Below are 23,738 nucleotides of genomic sequence, written 5' to 3' on the forward strand. Positions count from 1 at the left end.
GCGGCGTGGCCGGAACGGGCGCGGAGCGCCCGCCGGCCGAAGATCGAAGATGTTGTATGCGACCCACCCGGCCGCGGGCCATGGGCCGCGCGGGGAAGATCTCCAGCCCCGCTACTCCCGGGGAGGTACTCGTCGGCTACCCCCGATAGCCCTCGGCGCTACTCCCGCGTGGGCCAGCCGCCGGAGGCTGCCGGGAGCGTGCGCGGCCGGTCCAGGGCTGGGCGCGGCTCGGGAGGGGGCGGCGTCGACCCGGACGACGGCGCTGCGCCGCTGGCCGGGGCGGCGGGATCCGGCGGGGCCGGCGGGCGGTCGAGCAGTACCTGGAAGACCGCCCTCCGGTGGTCCTCGGGCCGGGTGACCGACTCGGCCCACTCGGCGCCGCGCCGGCCGGTCCTGGTCAGCCGGGCCCGGTCGCGCAGCAGCCCCACGAGGATGTCCGCCAGGGCTCCCGGCGACTCGTCGACGGGCGTCATCCCGGTCACCCCCTCCTGATAGGCGTCGCGAGAGCCACCGAAGGCCGGACCGACGACCGCGCAGCCGGCCAGCTGGGCCTCCAGCAGCACCAGGCCATAGCCCTCGCCGCACGGCCGGGGCCCGGTCGGCCTGGTCCGGGTGCACAGGGCGAACAGGTCCGCGGTCGCGTACAACCTGGCGAGCGCCTCATCCGGCGGCGACTCGTGCAGCTCCGCGTCGGGCGTCGCGGACAGCAGTTCGTGCAGCGCGCCAGGCGCCGGGCCGTGGCCGGCGACGACCAGCCGCACCGGGCCCAGCTCGGCCCGCACCACCGCCAGCGCCTCTACCAGCGCCCCGAGCCCCTTGTCCGCCCAGGCGGCCAGTGGGAACACCGACAGCACCGTCGGGACCGGGGTGTGCGGGCGGCGGCGGGCTCCCTCGGCCAGCAGTGCCGTCCGCCAGGCGGACGGCACGCCGGGCGGCAGCAGCCGGGCAAGTCCCAGGCCGGCGAGCGCGCCCGCGCTGAACGAGCTGATCGTCACCGGGCACAGCAGCGGGTGGCGGGTGAGCAGGGCCCGGTCGGCCGGTGGCATCCGCCAGATGTCCGCGCCGTAGCACAGCACCGGGACGCGGCGCGCGCCGCTGAGGGAGGCTGCGCTGGCGGCGGGTTTCACCAGGTCCGGACGGCCTGCCACGAGGGCGTCGAGCCGGCCGAGCCGGCGGGCCGTGCCGGCCGCCCGCCGGGCGAAGTCGACCCGGGCGGCGAGCTGGCCGCCCGTGCCCGGGTCGGTGGCCGGCGGGTGGTTGAGCCGGGTCAGCGTGGCGCCGCCGTCGAGCAGGGCCTCCTCGACAGCGGAGACGTACCGGTCCACCCCGCCACCGGGACCGGCGGGCGCGGCCAGCAGCAGCACCCGTGGCGCGGCGGCCGACGGCCCGGTGGAGCCTCCCGTGCCCGGGGGGCTCGACGCCCCTGGCCGTCTGGTGTCCGGGGACCCCGACACCCCGGTCCAGGGGGACACTGACCGCAGACTGCGCACCGACGAGGATCCTTTGTCCGACCCGACCGAACAATCTGTCATCTGACCATCGCGGATTGTAGTTCTGGATCCGCCGGTCGTGGGCGGACCTGCCTTCGTGTCGCATCCGCCCCCGACCCGGGCCGGGGCCCGGAGGGGAGGCGCGCCCGGACGGCTGGTGGGGCCGGTCGTCGGCCCGGGTCGCCGCGGGATGCGGCCGCCGCCGTCGGGACCGTCAGGCTTGCTTGCCGACAGCGATGTCTCAATCACTTATGGTGGCTGCATGGCGGGAGCGGCGGACGGTGACCAGATCGGCGAGCACCCGGCCGGTCGGCTGGCCGAACCGGGGCTCGCCAGTCGGGTGCCCCGGCAGGCCGACCCGCTCGACGGTGATCGGGTTGCCCCGGCTGGATCAGGCGCCATCGAGCTGAGCTGGCCCGCCCCGGCCGCCGCCGGGGACGTCCGACCGGCGGCGGCGTCCGCCCCTTCGGACCAGCCCACCTCGCCGTCGCCGTCGCCGTCGCCGTCGCCGGTGCCCCCGGCCCCGGGAGGGCGGCCGGGAGGCGCGAGGACCGGCGGCGCCGTCGTGCGTGGGGTGGGAGAGCTGCTCATCACGCTCGGGCTGGTCGTCGCGCTGTTTCTGGCCTACGAGCTGTGGATCACGGACATCTTCCAGGCACGGACCCAGAGCAGGCTTCACAACAAGCTGGCCGCCACCTGGGCGGCGCCGGCGCGGCCCGCCACGCCGGCCCCGCCACCGCCCGCCGCGCCGCTGCACCCGGCGGTCGGCGACGGCTTCGCCGAGCTGCACATCCCGCGTCTCGGCGCCGGCTATGCGCCCGTCATCGTGGAAGGTGTCGGCGAGGCCCAGCTACAGGAAGGCCCCGGACATTATCCGGGAACCGCGATGCCCGGGGAAATCGGTAACTTCGTCGTATCGGGGCACCGAACCACCTATGGAAAGCCATTCAACGAGCTGGACGAGCTGCGCCCCGGAGACCCGGTGGTAGTCGAGGTATCCGACCGTTACTACGTCTATCGGATGACCAGGTCCGAGGTTGTCGCGCCGACCCGGCTGGATGTCACCTATCCAGTTCCCGAACAGGCTGGCAAGGCTCCGACGGCGGCGGTCATGACGATGACGACCTGTAACCCGAAGTACTCCGCGAGAACCCGTCTGATCGTGTTCGCGAAGCTCGACAAGACTGTCATGAAGGCTCCCGGCGTGGGAGTGCCGTTCGAACCAGGGGAGGGCTGACCGGTGTACGGCTGGATCTATCGCCACCTGCCCGGACCGACACCGGTCCGGGCGCTGTTGACCCTGCTCCTGGTGGTCGTGGTCGTAAGTCTGTTGCTCTTCGTGGTCTTCCCGGCGATCGAGCCTTTCGTCCCACTCAACGACGTGACGGTCCAGCGCTGAGGGTGACCATCACCGTCGCGGCGGCCTAGCGGCTCGGCCACGCGGGCTCCGGATCACCCGCGACCGAGCCTGGCTGGGGCACTGTCCGCATTGGTGGCGCCCGCCGACCCGCCAGGCCTGCGACGAAGAGGCCACTTCGTGGCACTCCGCGGACGCTTGTGCGTGTTTTGCCACGCCTACCAGCGAAAACCTGCGGAGTCGCGGGCAGCGGTGCCCATCCAGGCAGAATTCCCCCTCCAGATTTCACCTGGGTTCGGATAGCCTCCCGAGCCATGCGCGGAGTGGTCGGACGGCGCGGTCCGGTATGAACCGCCCGATCCAGGGACGGCGAGCCGGCCGTGCGTCAACGTATCCACCAGTGGTCCGAACGGTCCGGGCCTCGGGGTTCGTGCCGCCGCAATTCGGGAGTGTCGCTGGCGAGCGGTGCTCACCGATGTTGGGGCGGCGGGTCAAACATCCGAAATGGTCGCGAACCGCGACCTCTTTGGCGCGCAGGCAGGTGAGCATCATCGTTGGGGGACTGATGCAGGGGCGAATCTGGACGACGGCGCCGTGCGCTCGCACGGCGTCGGGTGAGTGCGGAGGGGCCCGATGGTGACCGCCATCGGGAGCGGCGGGAGCGGCCCGCGCGACGTCGGCGCGTCCGCGCAGCCAGCCAGGCCGGCGCCCGGTGCCGACGGGGCGACCGTCCGGGAGCCCGCCACCCACCCGATGGCCATCACGGATCCGTCCGCGGGGGCGGTGGCGGCCGGGGGGCCCGGTACCGCGCCGGCGGTGGCCGCGGTGACTTCGCGTGAGAGCGACAGCCCGACGGCGCCGATGCCGCGCAGCCGGCCCCGGCCGGCCGTGAACCCGGCCTATCCGGTACCGAGCCCGGTCGGGGCGAGCGCCGGTGGGCTGGTCCGCCAGCCGCGGCTGCCCAGCCTGCTCGCGCCGGGCTGGCTGGTCGCGGACGTACGCCGTACCGTGCGTCGCCGCCCGCGCCGCGACGGTGTCGACGCGGGCCGACCGCTACACCCGACAGACGCGGGTGCCGTGCCCTGGCCAGGTTCACCGGCGAGTCCGGACGACCTGGCGACCGGCGCCGTGCGCGAAGGCTTGGCGTTCCGTGCCGACGGGCCGACCCGGCCGAGCCCGCACCGCCCTGCCCCACTAGGCGTGGCGCCGAGTTCTGCCCCGCCAACGGCGGCGGTCCCGAACGCGTCGGTTGGCTCGATCCCGTCGGTTGGCTCGACTCCGACGGCTGCGCCGGACCCGGGCGCGGTCGCTGGCCCGGTGGCCGTCCCACTGCCCCGGCCGATGGCCGCGGACTGGCCGACTCCGTCCGGGCCGGCCCGGACCCGGCCGGCCGCGCCCCTGACCGTGACGGCGGCCGCGCTGCTGGCGGGCGGGCTCGGCGTGCTCGCCTGGCTGGCCGTGATCGGCTGGTTCGGCGCCGGCTGGACCGGGGGCGGGCTCTTCGTCGCCTCGGTGCTGGTGGTGGCGGGCCTGTGTCTGCTGTCGACGCGGGTCCGGCCAGTGGGCGGCCGGTTCCGTGGCCGCGACGAGCTGACCGGCCTGGCCGGCCGGCGCGCCTTCCTCGACGCCGTGGCCAGGGTGGTGGGCGGCGGCGAGCACCGGGTGCGTGAGGTCTCGCCGGCCGCGCTCGTCCTGGTCAACCTGGACCGGTTCCGGGAGATCAACAGCGTTCTCGGCCACCAGAGCGGCGACCGGCTGCTGGTCGTCGTCGCGAGCCGGCTGCGGGAGCTGCTGCGCCCGTCCGACCTGTTGGCCCGGATCGGCGGCGACGAGTTCGCCGTGCTGTTGCGCGACGCCGGCCCAGGCCGGGCCGAGCTGCTCGCGAGCCGGCTGCGGGACGCGCTGCGGGCGCCGGTGCTGCTCGCCGACCTGCCGGTGCAGACCGAGGTGAGCGTCGGGATCGCCTACGCCCCCGCGCACGGCCGGGGCGCCGCGGAGCTGCTGCGCCATGCGGAGGCCGCGATGTACGAGGCGAAGCTGACCCGCGTCGGCCAGAGCACCTATCAGCGCAACCGGCACCCACCGGCCGCGCCTGGGCGGGCCCGGCTGCGGCTGCGCGCGGAGCTGCGCAGCGCGCTGGAGGACAACCAGATCGAGTTGCGCTACCAGCCGAAGGCCGACCCGCGCACCGGCCGGGTCACCGGCGTCGAGGCGTTGGTGCGCTGGCAGCACCCGCGCGAGGGCCTGCGCGGCCCCGGGGTGTTCCTGCCGGAGATGGAGCAGGCCGGCCTCATGCCGGCGCTGACCCGCCGCGTGCTGGAGCTCGCTCTCGCGGACTGCGCGAGCTGGCGTGCGGCCGGGGCCGACCTGTCCGTCTCGGTCAACGTGCCACCGTTGGTGATCGACGACAACGGCTTCGCCGCGGTCGTCGAGGACGCGCTGTCCCGCCACCGGCTGGAGCCGAGCGTGCTGGTCGTCGAGGTGACCGAGGAGGCGCTGATCACCGTGCGGGAGCAGGCCCGGCGCACGCTGGCCGAGCTGCGCGCGCTCGGTGTGCGGGTCAGCCTGGACGACTACGGCACCGGCTTCTGCTCGCTGGCGTACCTGCGCGAGCTGCCGGCCGACGAGGTCAAGCTCGACCAGATGTTCCTGCGGGACATGCACCGAGACCCCTCTGCCGCCGAGATCGTGCGTTCGACGGTGGCGCTGGCGCACGCGCTCGACCTGAAGATCGTCGCCGAGGGCGTGGAGACCAAGGGGGCGTGGCTGGCGCTGGCCGGCTGGCGGTGCGACGAGGTGCAGGGCTACTTCGTCTCGCCGCCGCTGGCCGGCGGCCGGGTCGTCACCTGGCTGGAGGACTGGGCTCGGCGTGTCTCCCGGCAGAGCCAGAGCCAGCCGTCCCTGCCAGGTCCGGCGGCCCCGGCGCGGCCGGCCGCGACCAAGGGAGCCGAGGCCAAGCCGCAGCAGGCGAGACCGCAGCAGGTCAAGCCAGGTCAGCCGCGAGCTGGCGGGGCGAAGTCCGGCGCGGCGAAGACCGGCCTGGCCAAGGCGGATCCGGCCGTCGAGGCCGCGGCGAGCCTGGCCGAGCCGGTGCCGAGCCAGCCGGTTGGAGACCGCCGTCCGGCGGACGGCGACCCGGCGGCGCAGACCCGTGCCGCGCGGCCCGACCTGAAGGCGGCCACGCTGCGGACGGGCGCGCGACCTGGCGCGAACCTGGTCCCGGCGCAGCCTGGCGCCCGCCCCGCCGGTTCGGTGCGCACACCGGGCCACCGCCCGCGGGTCAGCCCACGCAGCCCGGGCGGATGAGCCGGTCCGCCCGGCGCCGCGGCGGTCATCTGCCGGCCAGGTCGTCGATCTCGACGTCGTCGCTCCAGCCGCGGCTGGCCTCGAGGTAGTCGCTGGTCAGGTCGTCGCCGTCCTGGTCGGCGGCGCCCGGCAGGTCGGCCCGTTCGGGCCAGACCCGCGCGGCCGGGCGGCGGGGCGAAGGCGCGCCGGCCGCGGTCAGCCGCGGCTCCGTCGTGGCCAGCCAGGACGGCCGTGGCGGGGGAGCGGTCCAGCCGGTCGTCGACACCTCGGTGGGCCGGTTGACCGGGGCTCGCCCGAGGACCGCGCTGAAGACCGCGCGGGTGTGCTCCGCCGGCTCGGTCGCCATCCGGGCCCACTCGGCGGCGCGGCGGCGCATCCGGGCGAGGTGGGCCCGGTCGGCGAGCAGGCCGGCGAGCACCGCGGCGAGGGCCTCCGGCGACTCGTCGGCCGGCGTCGCGCCGGTCACGCCGTCGAGATAGGCGTCCCGGGCGCCCCCGGAGACGGGGCCGACCACGGGACAGCCGGCGAGCTGGGCCTCGGTCAGCACGATGCCGTAGCCCTCGCCGCTGCGGCCCGGGTGGGTCCTGGTGCACAGCACGAACAGGTCGGCGCTCGCGTACAGGGCGGCGAGTGCCGCGTCGTCCGGCGACTCGACCAGCTCGGCGTCCGGCACCGCGCCAACCGCCCGGCGCAGCCCGTCCGGGGCCGGCCCGCGGCCGGCGACCAGGAGGCGCACCGGGCCGACGGCGCGCCGCACTGACGGCAGCGCGGCGATCAGCTCGGGCAGGCCCTTACCGGCCCAGTTGGCGTCGGCCAGGCTGAAGACGGTCAGCAGCGTCGGCGGCTGTGGCTGCGCCACGGTTGCGTGCGCTGTGGCGCCCTGCGGGGCGGTCGTCGGCTGGGTCTGCGTCTGGCGCGTCTCGTTGGCCCGGGCGGCGCGGGCGCCCGCGGCCAGCAGCGTCGCGCGCCAGGCGGCGGCGAGGCCGGGCCGCAGCACGGGGGCCACGCCCAGCTCGGCCAGCGCCCCGGCGTTGTACGAGCTGATCGTCAACGGGTACAGCGCCGGGCGGCGGTTGAGCAGCGCCCGGCCGAGCCGGCGGGTCCGCCAGAGGTCGGTGCCGTAGAACAGCACCGGCCCGCGCTCGGCGCGGCCCGCGGCGAGCGCCGCCGCGGCCACCGGGATGAGGTCCGGATGGCCGGTGAGGACCGCGTCCAGCGGCGCCAGCCGGCGGGCGGCGCGCAGCGTGGCGGCGCCGAACCGCAGCCGGGACCCGGTGCCCCGCGGGCGTGTCGGCCCGTACAGGTCCAGCCGGTGCACCTCGGCGCCGCCGGCGCGCAGCCGCTCCTCGACAGTGCCGAGGTAGCGTTCGACGCCGCCGCCGAGACCTCCCGACGGGGCCAGCAGCAGCACACGCGGAGCCCCGGTCTCGGCCCCGATATCGAGACGATGTGTGGAGAGCACGGACGGTGACTCTAAGTGTCTGTTCGTAAGCAGGGTGGAGCCCGGCCCCGGCGCGCCGGCATCCCCCGGCCGAACCGGGCCGACCGGCCGCATCCGGTCAGTCGCCCCCACCACAGTCACCGCCCGAGTCGCCCCCGCCTCCCGAGCTGGGCGAGGAGAAACCGAGGTGTCACGGGGCGACGGGGCGGCGGGGCGGCGGCGAGCGCCGGCCCGCTCGCGTGCGGGCCCGCCAGCCCGACGCCGAGAATCAACGTCACGGGCTGATCGTGACAGGCCGGTACCCGGCGCGACTACTGATCTTTTCGGCCGCCGTGGTCGCCTGGCCGGCAGCGGCTGCTCAGGGCGCCGTCGCGTATTGGGCTTCGAGGTCGCGCTTGAGGAGCTTCCCGGTCGCGTTGTACGGCAGTTCGGTGGCGAAGCGGACGTGGGCGGGGACCTTGAAGGACGCGAGGGCGGCGGCGACCCAGCCCTGGAGGTCCTCGGCCGTGACAGCGGCGCCGTCGCGCGGCACGACGACGGCCATCACCTCCTGGCCGAGCTCCCGGTGCGGGACGCCGATGACGGCCGCGTCGGCGAGGTCGGGATGCGCGGCCAGCCTGTTCTCGATCTCGATCGGGTAGATGTTCTCGCCACCGCGGATGATCAGATCGCGCAGCCGGCTCTCCAGGTAGAGCAGGCCGTCCCGGATCTGGCCGTAGTCGCCGGTTCGGTACCAGCCGTCGGCGTCCAGGACGGCGGCGGTCGCGTGCTCGTCAGCCCAGTAGCCCAGGAAGCCGCTCGGCCCGCGTACGCAGATCTCGCCGACCTCGCCGTCGGCCGGCTCGACGCCATCCGGGCCGACCACCTTGAGCTCGGCGGTCGGGGACGCGACGCCGACCGAGCCGGGCGCGCCCCGCAGCCGGCGGCCACCGGTGGTCGCGCCGATGCCGGTGGTCTCAGTCATGCCGTACCCGCCGCCGATCCCGCGACCGGGCAGGTTCCGGTCGATGATCCGGAGCACCTCCGGGGCGAGCGCGGCGCCGCCGCCGCCGAGCCCGCGCAACCGGGACAGGTCGTAGTCCGCCAGCCGCGGATGCTCGACGAGGCGCAGGAGCTGGGTCGGCACGCCCGACCAGTTCGTGACGCCGTAGCGGACGGTCAGGTCGAGGTGGACCGTCGGGTCCCACTTCCCGGGCGGCGCGAAGACCAGGGTCATGCCGGTGAACGGCGCGTTGGTCAGCAGCGGGCCGATGCCCGAGATGTGGAAGAAGGGCCCGGAGAGGATCGTCACCGGCGGCGTGGCCGGCGCGGGCGCGGCCGGGGCGGAACTGGCCGCCAGCTGGTCGATCAGCGCGCTCGCCGCGCCGCGCAACGCGGCGTCGGGGCTGAAGTTGACCAGCGCGCGGTGGGGGAGCAGCGCGCCCTTCGGCCGCCCGGTGGTGCCGCTGGTGAACAGGATCGTGACCGGGTCGTCCTCGGCCAGCTCGGGGCACAGCGCGAGCAGTGCGGCCGCCGCGGTCTGGGGGGTGTCGGCGGCCGGCTCGGCCAGGGCCAGTGCGGCGAACAGGTCGGCGAAGCGGACGACCGGCTGGCCGGAGGCCTCATGGAGCCCGTCGAGCCGGGCCAGCCGCCGGTCGTCCCCGAACACGGCGACGGGCTCGGTCAGCCGCAGCCCGTGGGCGAGCTCAGGACCGGTCCACCAGCCGTTGAGCCCGACGGTGATCGCCCCGATCGAGAGCGCGGCCCACAGCGTCACCGCGTACTCGGCGCTGTTCGCGGCGACGAAGCCGACCCGGTCGCCCTTCTTCACCCCGTACTCGGCGCGCAGCACTGCGGCGACCCGGACGGCCAACGCCGTGACGTCGGCGAACGTGAGAGTGGCCGCGTCCGCGCCGTCCTGCCCGGTGAAGATGAGGTAAGGCCGGTCCTGGAAGCGGGCGCAGGCGCTGGCGAGGACCGCCGGCAGGTGGGGCGCCCGGCGCGCGAAGACCGTCATCTCGACGCCGCGGACCTGCTCGCGGGTCAGCTCGAACGGTGCCCCGGGGCCGAGCAGGCGCTCCCGGACGGGCGCCGGGAGCAGGTCACCGTCGGGCCACCGCAGCATGGAGCGACTCCTTCTCCGTTCCGGCCGGCCCGCGGCGCACCGCGAACCAAGACGCGAAATGGATACTTGATCCAATCCATTGTGGTCCCGCACGCACATCCAGGCAAACGATTCGTTGGCCGGCGGGCCAGGGCTGACCCGCGCGACCGTCTCGCCGTTCGGTATGGCTACAGAGAGTGCTTGGCCTGATACAAAAGGCCGCATGGCGCAGGGTGGGGTTGTGCTCGCCGGGCGGCGGGGACCGATGCGGTGGCGGGTTGCCGGCCGGCTGGACGCGCGGCTGCCCGAGCTGTGGGGCCGCGACCAGGTCGTCGGGTGGGTGCGCGGGCCCGTGGACCGTTACGGCGGCCCGCTGGCCGGCCGCCTCGCCAACGGGATGTCGTTCGACCTGGCCAGCTGCCGGGACGGCTCGGCGCGGGCCCTCTCGGCGCTGCGGTACCGGGAGCCCGCGCTGGCCCCCGTGTTCGAGGCCGTGCTGCGGCCTGGCGACACCTGCTACGACGTCGGCGCGAACATCGGCGTCTACACCCTGTGGGCCGCCGGCCTGGTCGGCCCGTCCGGGCAGGTACACGCGTTCGAGCCGGTGCCGCCGACCATGGCGGTGCTGCGCGAGATGGTCCTGCGCAACGGCCTGGGCCAGGTGGTTCCGGTCGCCAGCGCGATCGGGGCGACGGTGGGCCAGACCGGCCTGCGCAGCTACCAGGGCGCCTCCGGCCGCGCGCACGCCGTCGCCGACCCGAGCCACGCCGACCATCTCGCCCGCCTCGACACCCTCGACGCCTATGTGGCCCGGCACCGGCCGCCCGACCTCGTCAAGATCGACGTCGAGGGTGCGGAGATCGACGTGCTGCGGGGGGCGGTCGGACTGCTCGCCGCCCATGCCCCGGCGCTGCTGCTGGAGATGCTGCCCAGCCACCTGGTCCGCCACGGCGGCGGCCAGGGCCTGGAGGAGTTCGTCGGCCGGCTGCTCGACGCTGGCTACATGCTGTTCAACCTCACCCCGCGAGGCCTCGCCCCGAGCGGCGCGTACACGGCCAACGTCCTCGCGCTCGCCCCCCGCTCGGACCGTTTCACCGAGGTGGTCGACGCGCTGGCGCGCGTCCCGTTCGCGCGTAACCAGAGCACCTGACCCGGGCGGCGACACCGGCCCGGCCGCGCCCGGCTCAGCCCCCGCCCGCCCTGCTCAGACCTCGCCCGACCGGGCCAGCCGCTGGCCGGTCCGGGCCGCGGCGGGCAGCCGCAGCTGGCCTACCCCGGCGCGCGGACCGACCGGGAGCGCGAGGGTGGTCGAGGGTGCCGCCGCAAGTGGGACGCGCTGGGCCGGCGCGAGCGCTCCGTCGAGCACCCGGTAGCCGTGCCCGGCGAGCAGGGCCCGCACCGGGCGGGCGTTCGCCCGGGCCACCTCGCAGATGACGGTCGGCCTGGCCTGAGCGAGAAGCCGGTGGCCGCCCTCCAGCACCAGCCGCTCCGCGCCGCCGACGTCGATCCTCAGGAGGTCCGGTGCCGGTGCGTGTGCCAGCAGGTCGTCGAGGGTGAGGGTCGGGATCGGCATCACCGCCCGCACCGTCGCGCGGCGCCCGAACCCGGCCCGGCGGCCGATCGCCCGGTTCCGGGTGGACCCGCAGAGACGGCTGACGCCGGTCGCGGCGCCGATCGCCGCCGCGAGCACCTCCACCGGCGCCCGGATGGCCGGCAGCGCCGCCGAGCGGCGCAGCAGGCCGACCAGCCAGACGTCCGGCTCGACCGCCAGCACGTGGCCGGCGGGGCCGGCCGCCGTCGCCGCGGCGAAGCTGAACAGGCCCGCGTTGGCCCCGACGTCCCACACCACGGCACCGGGCCAGACCGTCTCGCGGATGAGGCCGGTGGGCACCGGCTCGACCCGGGTCAGCGTGCGGCGCAGGTACTCCAGGCCGGCATCGCTGGACACGTAGATCCGGGTTCGCTGATAGGGCGCCGGCAGCCGCCGCTGCACGACGAGCCGTTGGGTGGCCCGCTCGGCGACCGACCGGATGGCGCTGGGCGCGGGCGTGCCGAGGCCGGCCACCCGCCCGTCGGGACTGACGGAAAGCCCGCCGAGCCCACCGACGCCCACGCCGAGCTCCAGCGCTACCGGCGCGCGCAGCTCCGCCACCAGCGGCTCGACGAGCCGGGTGACGACCCGGAGCCGGTCTCGGAACGAGCCGCGCCGGGCCCGGCTGTCGACCCGCCCGGGCAGGACCCGCGCGAAGCCCGCCGCCGCGGCCGCGCGGGCGTCGTCGGGCGGGCGGGCTGGGTCGGTCATCGGCATGGCGCGGCTCCATCCTCGGGGCTGCTGGGTGGGTGGGCGGCCGGGCTCAGCCTGGCTGGCTGGCGCCAGGCACGACCGTCAGGACGGTGCGCACCCGCAGTGGCAGCCGGGCCCGCACCCGGAAGCGGGCCGTCGCCGCCGGGACCGTCCGCCGCCAGCCGGTGGCCCGCTCCGCGGTGACGATCTGCCAGGCGGCGGCCGCCGGGCCGGCCCAGGCGTCGGCACCCTCGGCGTCGGCCGGTTCGCACAGCGCACGCAGCGTGACGATCGTCCCGTCGGCCCGGACGAAACGAGCCACCGAGCCGGCCCCGGACCGGTCGAGGCGAGGCTCGGCCGTGAGCCCGAGGCCGGGGGCGAACTGGAACAGCACGTCGATGACGTGGGCCCCGGCGCGCCGCGGGCTGGGACGCGTCGGCTCGACGGTGTCGATGATCTCGACCCGGTCCGGCCACAGCCGCAGGTCGCGCCGATGCGCCGGGCGGCCCCGCAGGTGGTGGAAGCCGGCGTGCTCGCCAGCCAGCAGCACGCCGGCGCCGTCGAAGCCCGCTTCGAGCAGCCGCGCCCGGGCCGCCCGGCCGGCCCGCAGCGGGCCGCGGGCCTCGACCGAGTCGGCGCCGTCCACGACGATGGTCGAGTGGGCCGCCGTGCCGCGCTCCCGGCCACGGACCGGGCCTGGCACGTCGGTCGACGTCCCGGTATCCACCAGGAGCGGGCGCCCCGCGTGCCAGAGCAGGAACGCGAGCGCGCTGGCGTGGGCCGGCGGGTGGGCCGTGCTCGGCGGCCCGAAGTCGGCGAGCACCCACAGCACGCCCGCGGTCGCGACCGCGAGCCCGCTGTCGGCGAGCACTCGCAGCGTCGGCTCGGCCGCGTCAGGCGCCCTCGCCGCACTTGTCGGCGTCACTCCCGGTGGCGTCGCCAGCGGGCTCGCTGCCGCGAGAACGAGCGCGGCCGACGCGGGTGCCGATCGCGCCAGGGACCGCGTCCGGCCGGCGGCGGGTCCGGTGGTGGCCGGGACGGGACCGCGCACCGGGGTGTCGACCGGGACGGGGCCGTCCGAACCGCGCGCGGCGGGAATGGCCTCGGCCGGGTCGGCCAGCAGGAGAGCCACCATGGGCTCGGCGACGGGGAACCCGTCGTCGAGCGGGGAGACGGTCCCGTCGGGGGAGCGGACCGCGGCGAGCCAGCCGCGCATCCGGGTGACCGCGTCGGTTAGGTCGGGCGGAACCGGCCGGCCCGCCGCGGCGAGTAGGCCGGTCACGTCGATCAGGTCCGCGAGCACCTGGCAGTGGGCGGCGGGTGCCCGCTCGGCGTGGCCGCCGTCGGGCCCCACCTGACGGTGCGCCGCCCGGCGCAGCGCCTGCGCCCAGCGGTCCGCGTCCGGGCCGTCCCCGGCGGCGACCGCGAGGCCGACCAGCGCCTTGAGGTTCCTGACCAGGTGCCGCCCGGCGACGTCCACCTCAAGGTGGACCCGCAGGAACGCGCGGTGGCGGGCGAGGTCGAGGGCAAGCGGCCCGTCGGCCGTCGTCCCGGCGGCCAGCGGCCGGTGCAGGGCACACAGCGACCACGCCCGCACCGAGGCGACGGACGCGGACCAGGCCGCCGCGCGCGCCGCCGGCACGGTCACCGCCCTCGGCGCGGGCACGCAGGCCGCCCGCCAGGACAGGTACAGCCCGCCGAACAGGTCCCGGTACCCGTCGGTCGTCAGCGCCCAGGCCCACTCCCAGCCATGCAGGTGGTCGTGCCAGCGCGCCGCGGCGTCCGGCTGGGCCCAGTCCGTGTCCGGGGCGCCTTCCGGGCCGGCGGGGTGCAGCGTCCTGGTGTGGCCGAGCAGGGTGAGCTGGCCCGCGGCGAGCCGGGCGGGGTCGGCCCACAGCGGCCGGCAGCGGCCGGCGAGTGGGACGAAGCCCGCCGGCCAGCCGTCCGCTCCCAGCGCCCGCTCGGCGCCGGTGAGCACCGTGAACAGGCCGGGGACGTGGGCCAGCGCCGCGCGCTGCCCGCGCAGCCGGGCCCGCGCGACTAGCTGCCCGGGACGCGAGCCGCGCGCGATCCACTCGTGGCGGCCCTGCCACGGCGGCGGGATCACCGCGTCGCCGGAGTCCGCGGTGCCGGCGCGCGCCGCGTGCGGCGCTCGCGGGTCACGCCGCGCCGCCGGACGTGTCGACGGCCGCCGACGGCCGGCGCTCGGCGCGCGGGCGGGGCGCGGTCAGGTGGCGGTGGGCGTACAGGTGACCCGACGGCGCGCGCAGCAGGGTGGGCGTCGGCGCGAGTTCGTCGTCGAGCAGGACCGAGCCGAAGCCGTGCTCGGCGAGCACCCGTTGCAGCCGGGCCGGGTCGCCCTGCTCGGGATGAAGCCGCATGACGATCCGGCCGACGCGGTCCAGCCAGCCCGGCTGGTCGAACAGCGCGAACTCCGAGCCGTCGAGGTCGATCCTCAGGAGGTCGACATGCGGCAGGTCGTGCCGGTCGAGCAGCTCGGTGACGGTCAGCTCGGGCACCGGGCCGGGCCGGCCGATGCCCCGGCCTGTGGCGCCGGCGAGGACCGCGTCGCCACCCGCCCCGACCCGCGCGTGCACCAGCTCGATCCGGCCGGCCACGCCGTTGGCGCGGGCGAGGGAGGTGAGCAGGGCGCCGAGCCGAGGCTGTGCCTCGACCGCGACCACCCGGCTCGCCCCTGCGGCGGCGGCGAGGACGCTGAACAGGCCCTGGTTCGCGCCGAGGTCGACGACGCTCTCGCCGCTGGCCGGGGCGAAGCCGGGGCGGGCGGCGTAGGCGCGCCGGCAGTACAGCTGCCGGGCATCGCCGAAGGCCGCCCCGGGCAGTCGGACGTGTACCCCCGGCTGCGGCCGGAACGTCCAGTCCCGGCCGGCCATGGCTCGGTCTGCCGCGTCGAGGCGGCGGGTCCGCGTCACGGTCGGGGCGTGCGCCGCCACCGCCGCCGCGAACCAGACGGCCGCGGCGGGACCGGCGACGGCCTTGATCCGGCGCAGCTCGGTGACGAGCTCCGCCGTGCGGGCGTACGTCGCCGCGGCGTTGTCGGCCCGTGCCGCGGCGCGCGTGGCCTCGGCCTCCGGGGACCGGGGGACGGTCGGGTCGCCCGTCTGGGCCAGCCCGCCCCGGCGGGGAGCCGTCTCGGGTGCGGGACGGGTGGCCCGGTTGGGAAGGGTGGGCCGCTCCCAGCGCTGCGGGCGCGGCTCGTCCGCGAAGGGCCGGCCGACCGGCGGCAGCGGCCCGAGCCCGTCGAGCAGGCCGTGCCAGGCGTACCGACAGCGCGCCACACCGCGAGCGCGCAGCAGGTCGGAGCCGGCGGACCGGGGCACCGTCACCAGGGCCAGCCAGAGGGCGACGGCGGCGCCACGCCGCCGTCCACCGTGCACCCGCGCGAACCAGATCCGGTTGCGCGCGGTGAAGTAGGCGAAGGTGTTGCCGGGAATCGTGCCGCCACCGGTGTGCCAGGCCTGATGCTGGCTGACCATCACCCGCCAGCCGGCGGCTCTGGCCCGCCACGCGAGGTCGGCCTCCTCGTAGCCGAGGAAGAACCGGGTGTCCATGGGGACCCGCCGATGGCACTCGGCCCGGATCAGCAGGATCGCGCCCCGGACGAACGCGACCTCGGCCGGCTGCCCGGCGCGGGCGGCGCGGCGGCGCAGCGGGGCCGCGAACAGCGCCGTCAGCCGGGCCGGGCCCGGGTGGATGCCGTCGGCGTTCAGCAGCGTCGGCCCGACGATCCCGACGCCGTCGGTGGCGAGCAGCTCCAGGCATCCGTCGAGGGTGGCCTCCGGCAGCCGGACGTCGTTGTTCAGCAGCAGGTATGCGTCGCTGTCGGGGCGGGTGTCCGCGCCGTGGTGGAAGCCGCCGGCGAAGCCCAGGTTTGTGTCCGGCACGAGCCAGTCGGCACCGGGCGGCAGCCCGGGTGGGCGACCGGTGGCATCGTTCGCGACGACGACGACGGCGGTGAGCCGGCGCATCGTCACCAGCCGTTCCACCAGCCTGGCCGTCGGCTCGACCGGCCCCCAGTGCACGACGACCGCGGTCACCCGCGCGAGGTCGCCGGCCGTGCCGGCCGATCCGACGGGCGGCTCGGGCCGTCCCTCGCGCGAGGGAGCCGCCGGACTGGCGGCAGGCGGGAGCATCGCACGGGCCGGCGCAGGCAGCGTGCTGCTCGGTGGGCTCACGGGCAGGCCGCGTCGTGGTGTCGTCGGCCCCGGGATGTCACGTGGCTCGCTCATCGCGCGGCTGACCTCCGGTCAGGAGCGTGCCTCAGGCTTCTTGATCGCATCGCTGCCCCGGGAACGCGTCACTGCCGGGTAGCCGCATCGTTACCACGGATTCCGATGTCGGGATGTAGCTGACGCGTTGCCATCAGTGATGGACCTTATTCAGGCTGGACCGAGGCGGGAAGCTTCTGCTCCGCAGGCGTGTCGGCCGTACCGCGCTGGACCGGGACGGACACTTGCGTCCTGGCGGCATCCCCGATCGAGACGGTCGCCGCGGCCCGGCGGGCGGCGACCCGGCCAGGAGCGCCCAGATACCTCGCGACCAGAACGCACACGCCGAGGTCCGCGCATGCCCGGACCGGGGCGGCCGCCCGCGCGGCGGTGACGAGCCCAAGCATGGCGCACAGCGCGGCGAGCAGACCCGTGTAGCCGGCGGTCGCGGTGTGTGACCAGCCGGCCGCGACCAGCCGCTGGTAGGCGTGGCCGCCCTGCGGCCGGTACCAGCGCTCGCCGGCCCGTGCTCGGCGGCCGAGCGTGGTCGCTGTGTCCGCCAGGTAGAGGACCACAGGTGCCAGCACTGCCTCGACGCCGACGCCGGACAGCGCCGCCTGCAGCGCCAGCGCCGCGATCGCCGCGCCGAGTGCACAGCTACCAGCATCGCCGAGGAACACCAGTGCCCTCGGCACGTTGAACGGCGCGAACCCGACCGCCGCGCCCGCAAGCACAGCGCCGCCGGTGACCAGCGGGGGGTTGTGGTGCAGCGTCCCGACCAGCGCGTATCCGGCGCCCGCGACGATTGCCTGCGCGGCCGAGATGCCGTTCACGCCGTCCATGAACTTGAAGGCGTTCACGAGACCGGTCAGCCAGACCGGCCCGACCAGGATGGCGGCGACGAGCAGTCCGGCGCCCGGCCGCCCGCCCGTCAGCGTCACGCTGACGATGGTCATCGCGGTCACCGCGAACGCGGCCATCACCTGCACCGCGAGGCGCCGCGGTGGCGTCATCCCGCCGATGTTGCCGGCCACGTCCTGGGCCAGCCCCAGCAGGCCGAACAAGGTGATCGCCAGCGTCATCGGCAGCAGATCGGGCGCGTTGGCACGCCCGCTGGTGAGCACCGTGAACATCACGCCGGCGAAGAGGCCCAGCACCACCGCGGCGCCGCTACCCCGCGGCGTCGGGTGCGGGGTGCGCTCGTCGGCGACGTCGAGCACCGACAGCCGGCGCAGGTAGGCGCTGACGACGGGCATCGCGGCCAGGGTGATGACGCAGGCCGCGAATCCGGCACCGACCATGTGTTCCTCCGTGCGGGGAAGCTGGACGGGATGGCACCGCGCTCGGGCCGCTGGTCGTCACACAATGTAGTCCTGTCTGGACGCCAGGCCGTGTGAGGTTATGGAAAGTGTCTGCTCGCGTGAAGGTAGCGCGACGGGCGCCGCCCGGGTGCTCTCGTGGCCGTGCCAGCCTGTCGGCTCGTCGCGCATGGTGACTGCGCTGCGGTTGGCGAGACTACTTCGCACGGACGTTGTGGCGACGCCGGAGAGAGGGGGCGACGCTGAGGTGAAGGCGCTGGTTGTCGTGGGTGGGGGCGGGCACGGACGGGAGCTGCTCGACGTCGTCGAGGCGGTGAACGCGGTTCGGCCGCAGTTTGATCTTCTGGGCGTGCTCGATGACGGCACGCCGGATCTCGAAGTGCTCGCCGCCTGCGGGGTTCGCCACTTGGGGCCGGTACGCCTGCTCGCCGAGCTGGACGCCCAGTACGTGCTGGGAATCGGTTCTCCTGACGCGCGGCGGGTGATCGATCTCGCGGCCACCGAGTGGGGACGAGTACCGGCGACGTTGGTCCATCCGTCCGCCGTGGTCGGCCGCCGGGTCACGCTGGGGCCTGGCACCGTGGTGTGCGGGCTCGCCAGCATCACGACCAACGTGCGCACCGGCCGCCACGTCCATCTCAACATCGCGGCGACGGTCGCGCATGACTGCAGGCTCGGCGACTACGTCACGCTCGCTCCCGGTGCGCGCCTCAGCGGCGCCGTGACCGCGGGGGAGGGGTCGACCATCGGGACCGGGGCGGTCGTGATTCAGGGGTGCGCGGTCGGAGCCGGGACGATCGTCGGAGCCGGTGCGGTCGTGGTCCGGGACCTTCCCGCCGATGTCGTGGCGGTCGGGGTGCCCGCACGGCCTCGCCCGTCGGCGCGGAACGCCAGCGGCGTGCCGTGAGAGGTCGCGGCGAGCGAACGCGTCGTCGCCGCCCGGATGGGGACGGGCCGGCGAGCTCAGCCATTCACGGATGTACGGCTCCGCAGGGTCTTGACCCTACTAGTCCCCCGCTGAAGAAGCTGCTGGAACAGGGAATCGAGGTCGTTCCACATGTCCTCGGGCCTGAAATCGCGCTGTACTCGCTCCCGCCCGAGCTCCCCCATCCTCCGGCTGCGCCCGGGGTCGGACAACAGCTGGCCGAGCGCCTCCGCAAGAGCCAACGGATCGCGCGGGGGGACGATGACTCCGGTGACCCCGTCGACCACAGCGTCGACGGCACCGGTCACCGAGGTCGTCACGACGGGGCGACCCGCAGCAGCAGCCTGAAGAGCGACGCCGGGAATTCCCTCACGATAGGTGGGCAGGGCAAGGATGTTCATCGCATGATACGCCGGCGTCGGGTCCTCCAGCCATCCCGTCCCGACGACACGAGGGAGCCCGGAGACGAGCGATTCGAACTCTATTGGCAGCGGATCCGCCGGATCCTCCGCGCCGACCAGTAGCAGGTAGAGATCGGGGAAGCTCGGTTGCAGCAGCCGGTACGCGGCAATCAGGTCGAGGATTCCCTTGTCCTGGGCAATCCGCCCGACGAACCCGACGACAGAAGAATTCTGTGGAATCCCGAGCTGCGCGCGCAGTTCCCGGCCGGCGCCGATCCGGTCCTCGGTCTCGGCGAATCGGTCGTAGTCGACACCATTCAACGTCCCTTTGTGGAGGACAATTGACTTGCCCTTTCGGAGAAGTTGTAGCGACTCGGCTCGACGCAAAAGGCTCGGCCCGACGCAGACGACGGTCTGCGCGCATCTGCATGCGATCCACTCGGCGGCCCAGAGGACCGATCTTCGCGGTCCCGAGACGGCCTCCAGGCGCAAGCCGTGCAGCACATAAATCCGGCACGGAACGCCGGTCAGCAGAGCGGCAAGACCGCCGAGGAGGCCGGCTTTCGGGGTTCCCACGCTAGTGATCGTCGGCCGGATCTCGCGGAACAGCCTACAAAGGCCCAGCAGCGCGCGGACGTCCGCCGAGGGGGAGATCTCACGGCGCATCTCGACGGCCGCTGTGGCCACACCCTCTCGCCGAGAAACCACCTCGAGAAGGCTGCCGGGAGAAGAGACCACGGTTACTTCATAGCCCCGTCGCCGGAACTCCCCGAGCTGGCCGCGCAGCAGGACGTCCGCGCTGAGCGGCACCGTGGTCACAAAGACCAGCCTGGGCCGACCGGTGGGCGGCGCGCCAGCGTCACGGGAAGCAGTTCCCATCACTCCGGGAACGGTTTTCGACAATGCCATAGAAGACCACGCAATCAGATCGGTGTGCCGGCCGATGCCCCACCGCCGCGGCCACCTTCCCAAAGGGACATTTCGGCGCGTCTGTGTCGTGCCTTCGCGGCCACCGGCCGCGTGAGCCGGCCATGCCGCGCCGCGAAGAGGAGATCGAGGTCATGGCTCCCGCCCGTACGGACCAGTCCGCGAGAGATTGTCGACCGGGGCCGGCGTCAGGTGGGTCAGAATAGGCGATCTTCGATGCCCATCTGATCTGGGCCGCGCGCCCTGAAGTCACCGAGGCCGACGGCATCTGTCCAGGCGATTGACCAGGACGAGAAGGAGTAATGCTCCTCGACCGCTCGCCGTGCCGCTTCTCCCATTTTTCGCCTGGCGTTCGCGGACATGGACACAAGGCTGTCAAGCGCGTCAGACCAGTCGTCGTGGACCGATGGCCCATACCCACCGAACCGTTTGAGCGCCAGTTCGTTCGCGCCAACCGGAGAGCCGATCACCGGAAGTCCGGTGGCGGCGTACTCAATGATCTTGTACGCGCACTTGCCGCGCTCGTAAGGGCCATCCGCCAGCGGAGCAATGGCGATGTCCGCACCCGCCAGCAGCCCTCCGACCCTGTCTCTACGCCACTGCACTCGATCGATCATCACGTCGAGCGGCCCCAGGGAGGCGTCAGCACCGCTGACCAGGCGCAGGCGAGCGCCCGAGCGGCGGTGGAAGTCCAGAAGCGGCGTCGAGATGAGCCGAAGGTACCGTTCGGTGCTCGGGCTGCCGACCCAGATGAGAAGGGGCGGGTCCGCGAGGGAATAGGACGTCTTGCGTTGATACTTAGCCGGGTCGACGCAACTTGGAATGACGACGACGTCCGGGCAGAGTCCGGTTGCCCAGTCCGCCAGCGTGTCGTTCCCGGCGATAACTCGGTCAGCTGACCGGACGGCGGCGTGGCACTTGGGTGGTTTGGGCGCGACCCTGCGATGGAGGCCGCCCCCATCGTCCCACTGAAGGGCATCGTCAAAGTCGTACACAGCGAGTTCGGCGGCCGTCATCAGTCGCCGTTCCAACCCGCCTCGGCTCAGCGGGCTCGCCTCACGGTGCAGGAGAAGCCTCGGGATCCGCCTACTAGCGAGCTTCCTGACGTGGCCCTCCGCCTGACGGACCTTCGCTGCGTTCCGAAGCAACGTGCCCGGGCTCGCATTCGCGGCACCGAGGTAGTCGTAGACGTTCGCGGTGACCCCCAGCCACCTCATCCAGTCATACACCCGAACCCGTGAGCTCGCCCCATCGGGCCCGTACGGAGTGACCGCGGTCAGCACTGGGGCTCTAAACGCCTCGGTCAACCCGACCCCCTCTGTGTCAAGATACCTACACTGTGATAGGCATCGGCGAACGGCCGGATGACTAGGACGACGCCTACCGTGGCCAGAAGCGGATCGGAACCGGCGAAACGGTTCTGCTCGGCCACGGCCGCACTTCCGAGTCGTGTCATATCCACCGGAAGATGGACCTGCCGGCACCTCGCCCGATCAGGTAATCCTCGCTCCGCAAGGTCGACGAGGGCCGGCGGAGCCCGGTGTTCTTGGCGGCGACCATGAAACCTGTGGCGTCCCGAGATCACTAGTCTGCGGAGCGAAAAGCAAAACGCTCCCGGCGCCTCGAACGTACGGCGCCGACCACGCTCGGTGGAAGCCGGTGTCGTGCCGTGTCCCGAGCGGACGCTATACACCTGGATATGAAGACGTCGCGAGCGGTCGCATGGAGTACTTTCTTCCGCCTGATGACCGAGTACACGGCGTACTTGTCGAGGTCAGCCAGGCTGAATTCTGTCCCGCGTTTTGCCCTGACCATCACCCCAGGCGACTCGGGCCGATCCGACTCGAGCTCCAGAATTGAGAGATCGCTAAAGATCGTCGACATGTCACCAAGATCAAATCTCCAGTAGTCGGCGGGATATCCGTGAAACTGGAACCCGCGGGACCGGGTTGTCAGGAGGAGTTCTGCTCCTGGACGCATCACCCTTTTGAGATTCGTCACCGCGCCGCGCCAGTCTCGGACGTGCTCGAGCATTTCGGTCGTAATTACCACATCGAACGAGGATTCGCCGAAGCGGTCCGCCAGACCGCTAACGTCGCATATGACGTCGACGCCGGGGCCAGGGCTGATATCCACACCGATGTACTCGCTAGGAGAACGGGTCGCAATGATGCCCCGGACGGAACCGTTCACATCGTATGATCCGACCTCGAGGATCCGCTTGTGAGACAAGTCAGCTTCGTTACTCCATCGTCGAACAAACTCGACACAACCTTCCGTGCACATTTTTGGTCAACCTCACATTCTTCCTTGTGTGTTGTGATCGTCGCTGTGCCCATCGACCTCGACGCTCGCCATGAGTCCGGAGTGACGAAACGCGGTCGGGCACCCTTCGGTCGTAGCCACTATTACGCTACTGTGAGCGCATGAGCGGTCGCCCTGCATCGTCGGCGTGTCGTTCGATGTCAACACTTTCCGGCGGATTGGTATGATTGGCCTGGTCTCATGCCTGCGTCAGGTCAGGCTTCGAATCCCGAGTCGCACCGAACGGACGGATGCTCGCATCACGGGAATCCTGGATCTGGTGGTTTCTCAAGCGGTTCCGGTTGCGACCGGGGTCATCGTCACGCTCTGTACGGCTGGAATCCTGGGACCGGCCGGCCGTGGCACATTGACCTTTGTGATGTCAAGTGCAAGTCTGCTCGGAATTCTGGTACAGGCAAGCGTGTACGTCGGTGCGGTGCACGGGCATCGGAAAGGTGATACCGAGTCGCTCCAGTCCGGTTTGGCGGTTTCAGTGCTGCTGGCCCTGTCCCTGGTTGCTGGCGCGGTGGTAGCTGTGCTTCTCGTGCCGCGTTTCCGAGTCGGCCAGCTTAATCCGGCCTCAGCCCTGATGGTCTGCGTCGGCGCGGCATTGAGCATCGTCGCTTGGTATCTGATCCGAAGCCTACAGGCCATCGGCGAAAGCCGGGCCTTCCGTGACATCACGACGCTGCAGTCGGTTGTCTATCTCGTCGTCGCTGTCAGCGCGGCGGCCCTGTGGCGAAGATCGTCCCCGGTCGTCGCCGTGTGGCTGTTCGCGCAGTTCCTTCCGATCCCGCTCGCCGCTCGCAGACTGTCGCCCTGGATCTCCTGGCGTCTGTTCCGACGTGGCTGGCGAATCGATCTGCTGAAATCGGCTCTATCTGCTCATGTTGGGTTCGCCGGACAACAACTGCTGCTTCGAGCCGACCTATTTGTCCTAGGAATTTTCGGTACTGGGGCCGAAGTCGGCTACTATTCCGTAGCGGTATTCTTGGCGGAGGTCGTCCTGCGGCTCGCCGAGGCCTTCGCGCTCGCTGCGGCAGCGGAGGGAGCAAAGGCGTTTTCTGCCGAGACGCGTCGCGCCCTAAGAAGGTCCCTCATTCGGAAGTACCTTCGGGTCGCGATCGTCCTCGCGGTTCCTACCGCCGTCACGGCAATCTCGATCCTGCCGTGGGTGCTTCCGGCCTACAAGCCGTCGGTCCCGCTTGTCCTGCTTCTTCTTCCCGGTGCTGTCGCCTCCGGCGTCGCACGGATCGAGCTGTCGTCGATGACTGCCGGTGATGAACGGAGAAGGCTCGTTCTGGCGGGCGGAGTTTTTGCCGCTATGAGCCTTGCCTACGTACCCCTGGTGTTGCTGTGGCAAGCACTTGGCGCAGCCCTCGGATCAACCATCCTGTATAGCATACAATTGTGTTGCTGCGCGCTGTTGGTTCGTGGCGTCGATAGACACACCGCCGGTTGCGCGGCACCTGGGCCGGTGGACGGTCGGCCGAGTCTGCCCGAGGCAGTGGGGATTCCGGTGAGCAGAAACTCGGCGGCGGCGGGGGCTGGCATCGGCACCCCGCGGGCGGCGTACTCGCTGCCGGGAGACGACGGACGTGAGGTGTTGCGCTGATCGACTTCTGCCGTTTGGGCAGGGCGCGGAGAGTCTCAGATGCGCGGGGGTCTGTTT

Annotated in this window: 16 protein-coding genes; 6 read left to right on the forward strand and 10 right to left on the reverse strand. The window is 73.2% G+C overall.

Annotation, left to right across the window (positions count from 1 at the left end; genetic code table 11):
- Window positions 1-158 precede the first annotated feature (158 nt).
- Window positions 159-1,490 (reverse strand): glycosyltransferase family 4 protein, encoded by a 1,332-nt coding sequence (locus FRADC12_RS23230; RefSeq protein WP_045878218.1) that lies wholly within the window; start codon window positions 1,488-1,490, stop codon window positions 159-161.
- A gap of 262 nt (window positions 1,491-1,752) precedes the next feature.
- Between FRADC12_RS23230 and FRADC12_RS23235 the strand changes: the two genes are divergently transcribed.
- From FRADC12_RS23235 to FRADC12_RS23240, 3 genes are all read left to right on the forward strand, one after another.
- Window positions 1,753-2,727, forward strand: a complete 975-nt coding sequence (locus FRADC12_RS23235; protein WP_052711110.1) for a class E sortase — start codon at window positions 1,753-1,755, stop codon at window positions 2,725-2,727.
- Window positions 2,728-2,730: 3 nt separating this feature from the next.
- Window positions 2,731-2,889 carry a hypothetical protein gene (locus FRADC12_RS32490; RefSeq protein ID WP_198153015.1) on the forward strand — a complete coding sequence of 53 codons (159 nt, stop codon included), beginning with the start codon at window positions 2,731-2,733 and terminating at the stop codon, window positions 2,887-2,889.
- A gap of 591 nt (window positions 2,890-3,480) precedes the next feature.
- Window positions 3,481-6,153: a putative bifunctional diguanylate cyclase/phosphodiesterase gene (locus FRADC12_RS23240; RefSeq protein ID WP_045878219.1), complete on the forward strand. Its 2,673-nt coding sequence runs from the start codon at window positions 3,481-3,483 to the stop codon at window positions 6,151-6,153.
- Window positions 6,154-6,178: 25 nt separating this feature from the next.
- On the opposite strand, the gene FRADC12_RS23245 is transcribed toward FRADC12_RS23240, so the two are convergent.
- A complete protein-coding gene (locus tag FRADC12_RS23245; RefSeq protein ID WP_045878220.1) occupies window positions 6,179-7,708 on the reverse strand; it encodes a glycosyltransferase in 1,530 nt (509 codons plus the stop codon).
- Window positions 7,709-7,952: 244 nt separating this feature from the next.
- Window positions 7,953-9,698 (reverse strand): class I adenylate-forming enzyme family protein, encoded by a 1,746-nt coding sequence (locus FRADC12_RS23250; RefSeq protein ID WP_045878221.1) that lies wholly within the window; start codon window positions 9,696-9,698, stop codon window positions 7,953-7,955.
- Between the two features lie 202 nt (window positions 9,699-9,900).
- On the opposite strand from FRADC12_RS23250, the gene FRADC12_RS23255 reads away from it, so the two are divergent.
- Window positions 9,901-10,827, forward strand: coding sequence for an FkbM family methyltransferase (locus tag FRADC12_RS23255; RefSeq protein WP_232303991.1), 927 nt, complete (start codon window positions 9,901-9,903; stop codon window positions 10,825-10,827).
- 54 nt (window positions 10,828-10,881) lie between these two features.
- Here the strand turns inward: FRADC12_RS23255 and FRADC12_RS23260 are convergent, their stop codons facing one another.
- From FRADC12_RS23260 to FRADC12_RS23280, 4 genes are all read right to left on the reverse strand, one after another.
- Window positions 10,882-11,985, reverse strand: coding sequence for an FkbM family methyltransferase (locus tag FRADC12_RS23260; RefSeq protein ID WP_232303992.1), 1,104 nt, complete (start codon window positions 11,983-11,985; stop codon window positions 10,882-10,884).
- Between the two features lie 46 nt (window positions 11,986-12,031).
- On the reverse strand, window positions 12,032-14,068 hold the full coding sequence (locus tag FRADC12_RS23265) for a heparinase II/III family protein (protein ID WP_045878223.1): 2,037 nt from the start codon (window positions 14,066-14,068) through the stop codon (window positions 12,032-12,034).
- A 52-nt stretch (window positions 14,069-14,120) separates the two neighbouring features.
- Window positions 14,121-16,211 carry an FkbM family methyltransferase gene (locus FRADC12_RS30365; protein WP_157488996.1) on the reverse strand — a complete coding sequence of 697 codons (2,091 nt, stop codon included), beginning with the start codon at window positions 16,209-16,211 and terminating at the stop codon, window positions 14,121-14,123.
- A gap of 146 nt (window positions 16,212-16,357) precedes the next feature.
- Window positions 16,358-17,491, reverse strand: coding sequence for an MraY family glycosyltransferase (locus FRADC12_RS23280; protein ID WP_045878225.1), 1,134 nt, complete (start codon window positions 17,489-17,491; stop codon window positions 16,358-16,360).
- 265 nt (window positions 17,492-17,756) lie between these two features.
- Here FRADC12_RS23280 and FRADC12_RS23285 point away from each other — a divergent pair, with 265 nt between their 5' ends.
- A complete protein-coding gene (locus FRADC12_RS23285) occupies window positions 17,757-18,416 on the forward strand; it encodes a NeuD/PglB/VioB family sugar acetyltransferase (RefSeq protein ID WP_045878226.1) in 660 nt (219 codons plus the stop codon).
- Window positions 18,417-18,472: 56 nt separating this feature from the next.
- Here FRADC12_RS23285 and FRADC12_RS23290 read toward each other — a convergent pair whose 3' ends face one another.
- The 3 genes from FRADC12_RS23290 to FRADC12_RS30370 form a co-directional block, all read right to left on the reverse strand.
- Window positions 18,473-19,654, reverse strand: coding sequence for a glycosyltransferase family 4 protein (locus FRADC12_RS23290; protein ID WP_052711111.1), 1,182 nt, complete (start codon window positions 19,652-19,654; stop codon window positions 18,473-18,475).
- A 305-nt stretch (window positions 19,655-19,959) separates the two neighbouring features.
- A complete protein-coding gene (locus tag FRADC12_RS23295) occupies window positions 19,960-20,778 on the reverse strand; it encodes a glycosyltransferase family 4 protein (RefSeq protein ID WP_232303993.1) in 819 nt (272 codons plus the stop codon).
- Between the two features lie 568 nt (window positions 20,779-21,346).
- On the reverse strand, window positions 21,347-22,048 hold the full coding sequence (locus FRADC12_RS30370) for a methyltransferase domain-containing protein (RefSeq protein WP_084011135.1): 702 nt from the start codon (window positions 22,046-22,048) through the stop codon (window positions 21,347-21,349).
- A 166-nt stretch (window positions 22,049-22,214) separates the two neighbouring features.
- Between FRADC12_RS30370 and FRADC12_RS23305 the strand changes: the two genes are divergently transcribed.
- Window positions 22,215-23,681, forward strand: coding sequence for a lipopolysaccharide biosynthesis protein (locus tag FRADC12_RS23305; protein ID WP_157488998.1), 1,467 nt, complete (start codon window positions 22,215-22,217; stop codon window positions 23,679-23,681).
- Window positions 23,682-23,738 lie beyond the last annotated feature (57 nt).

It is taken from the genome of Pseudofrankia sp. DC12 (genome assembly GCF_000966285.1).
GTDB lineage: Bacteria > Actinomycetota > Actinomycetes > Frankiales > Frankiaceae > Pseudofrankia.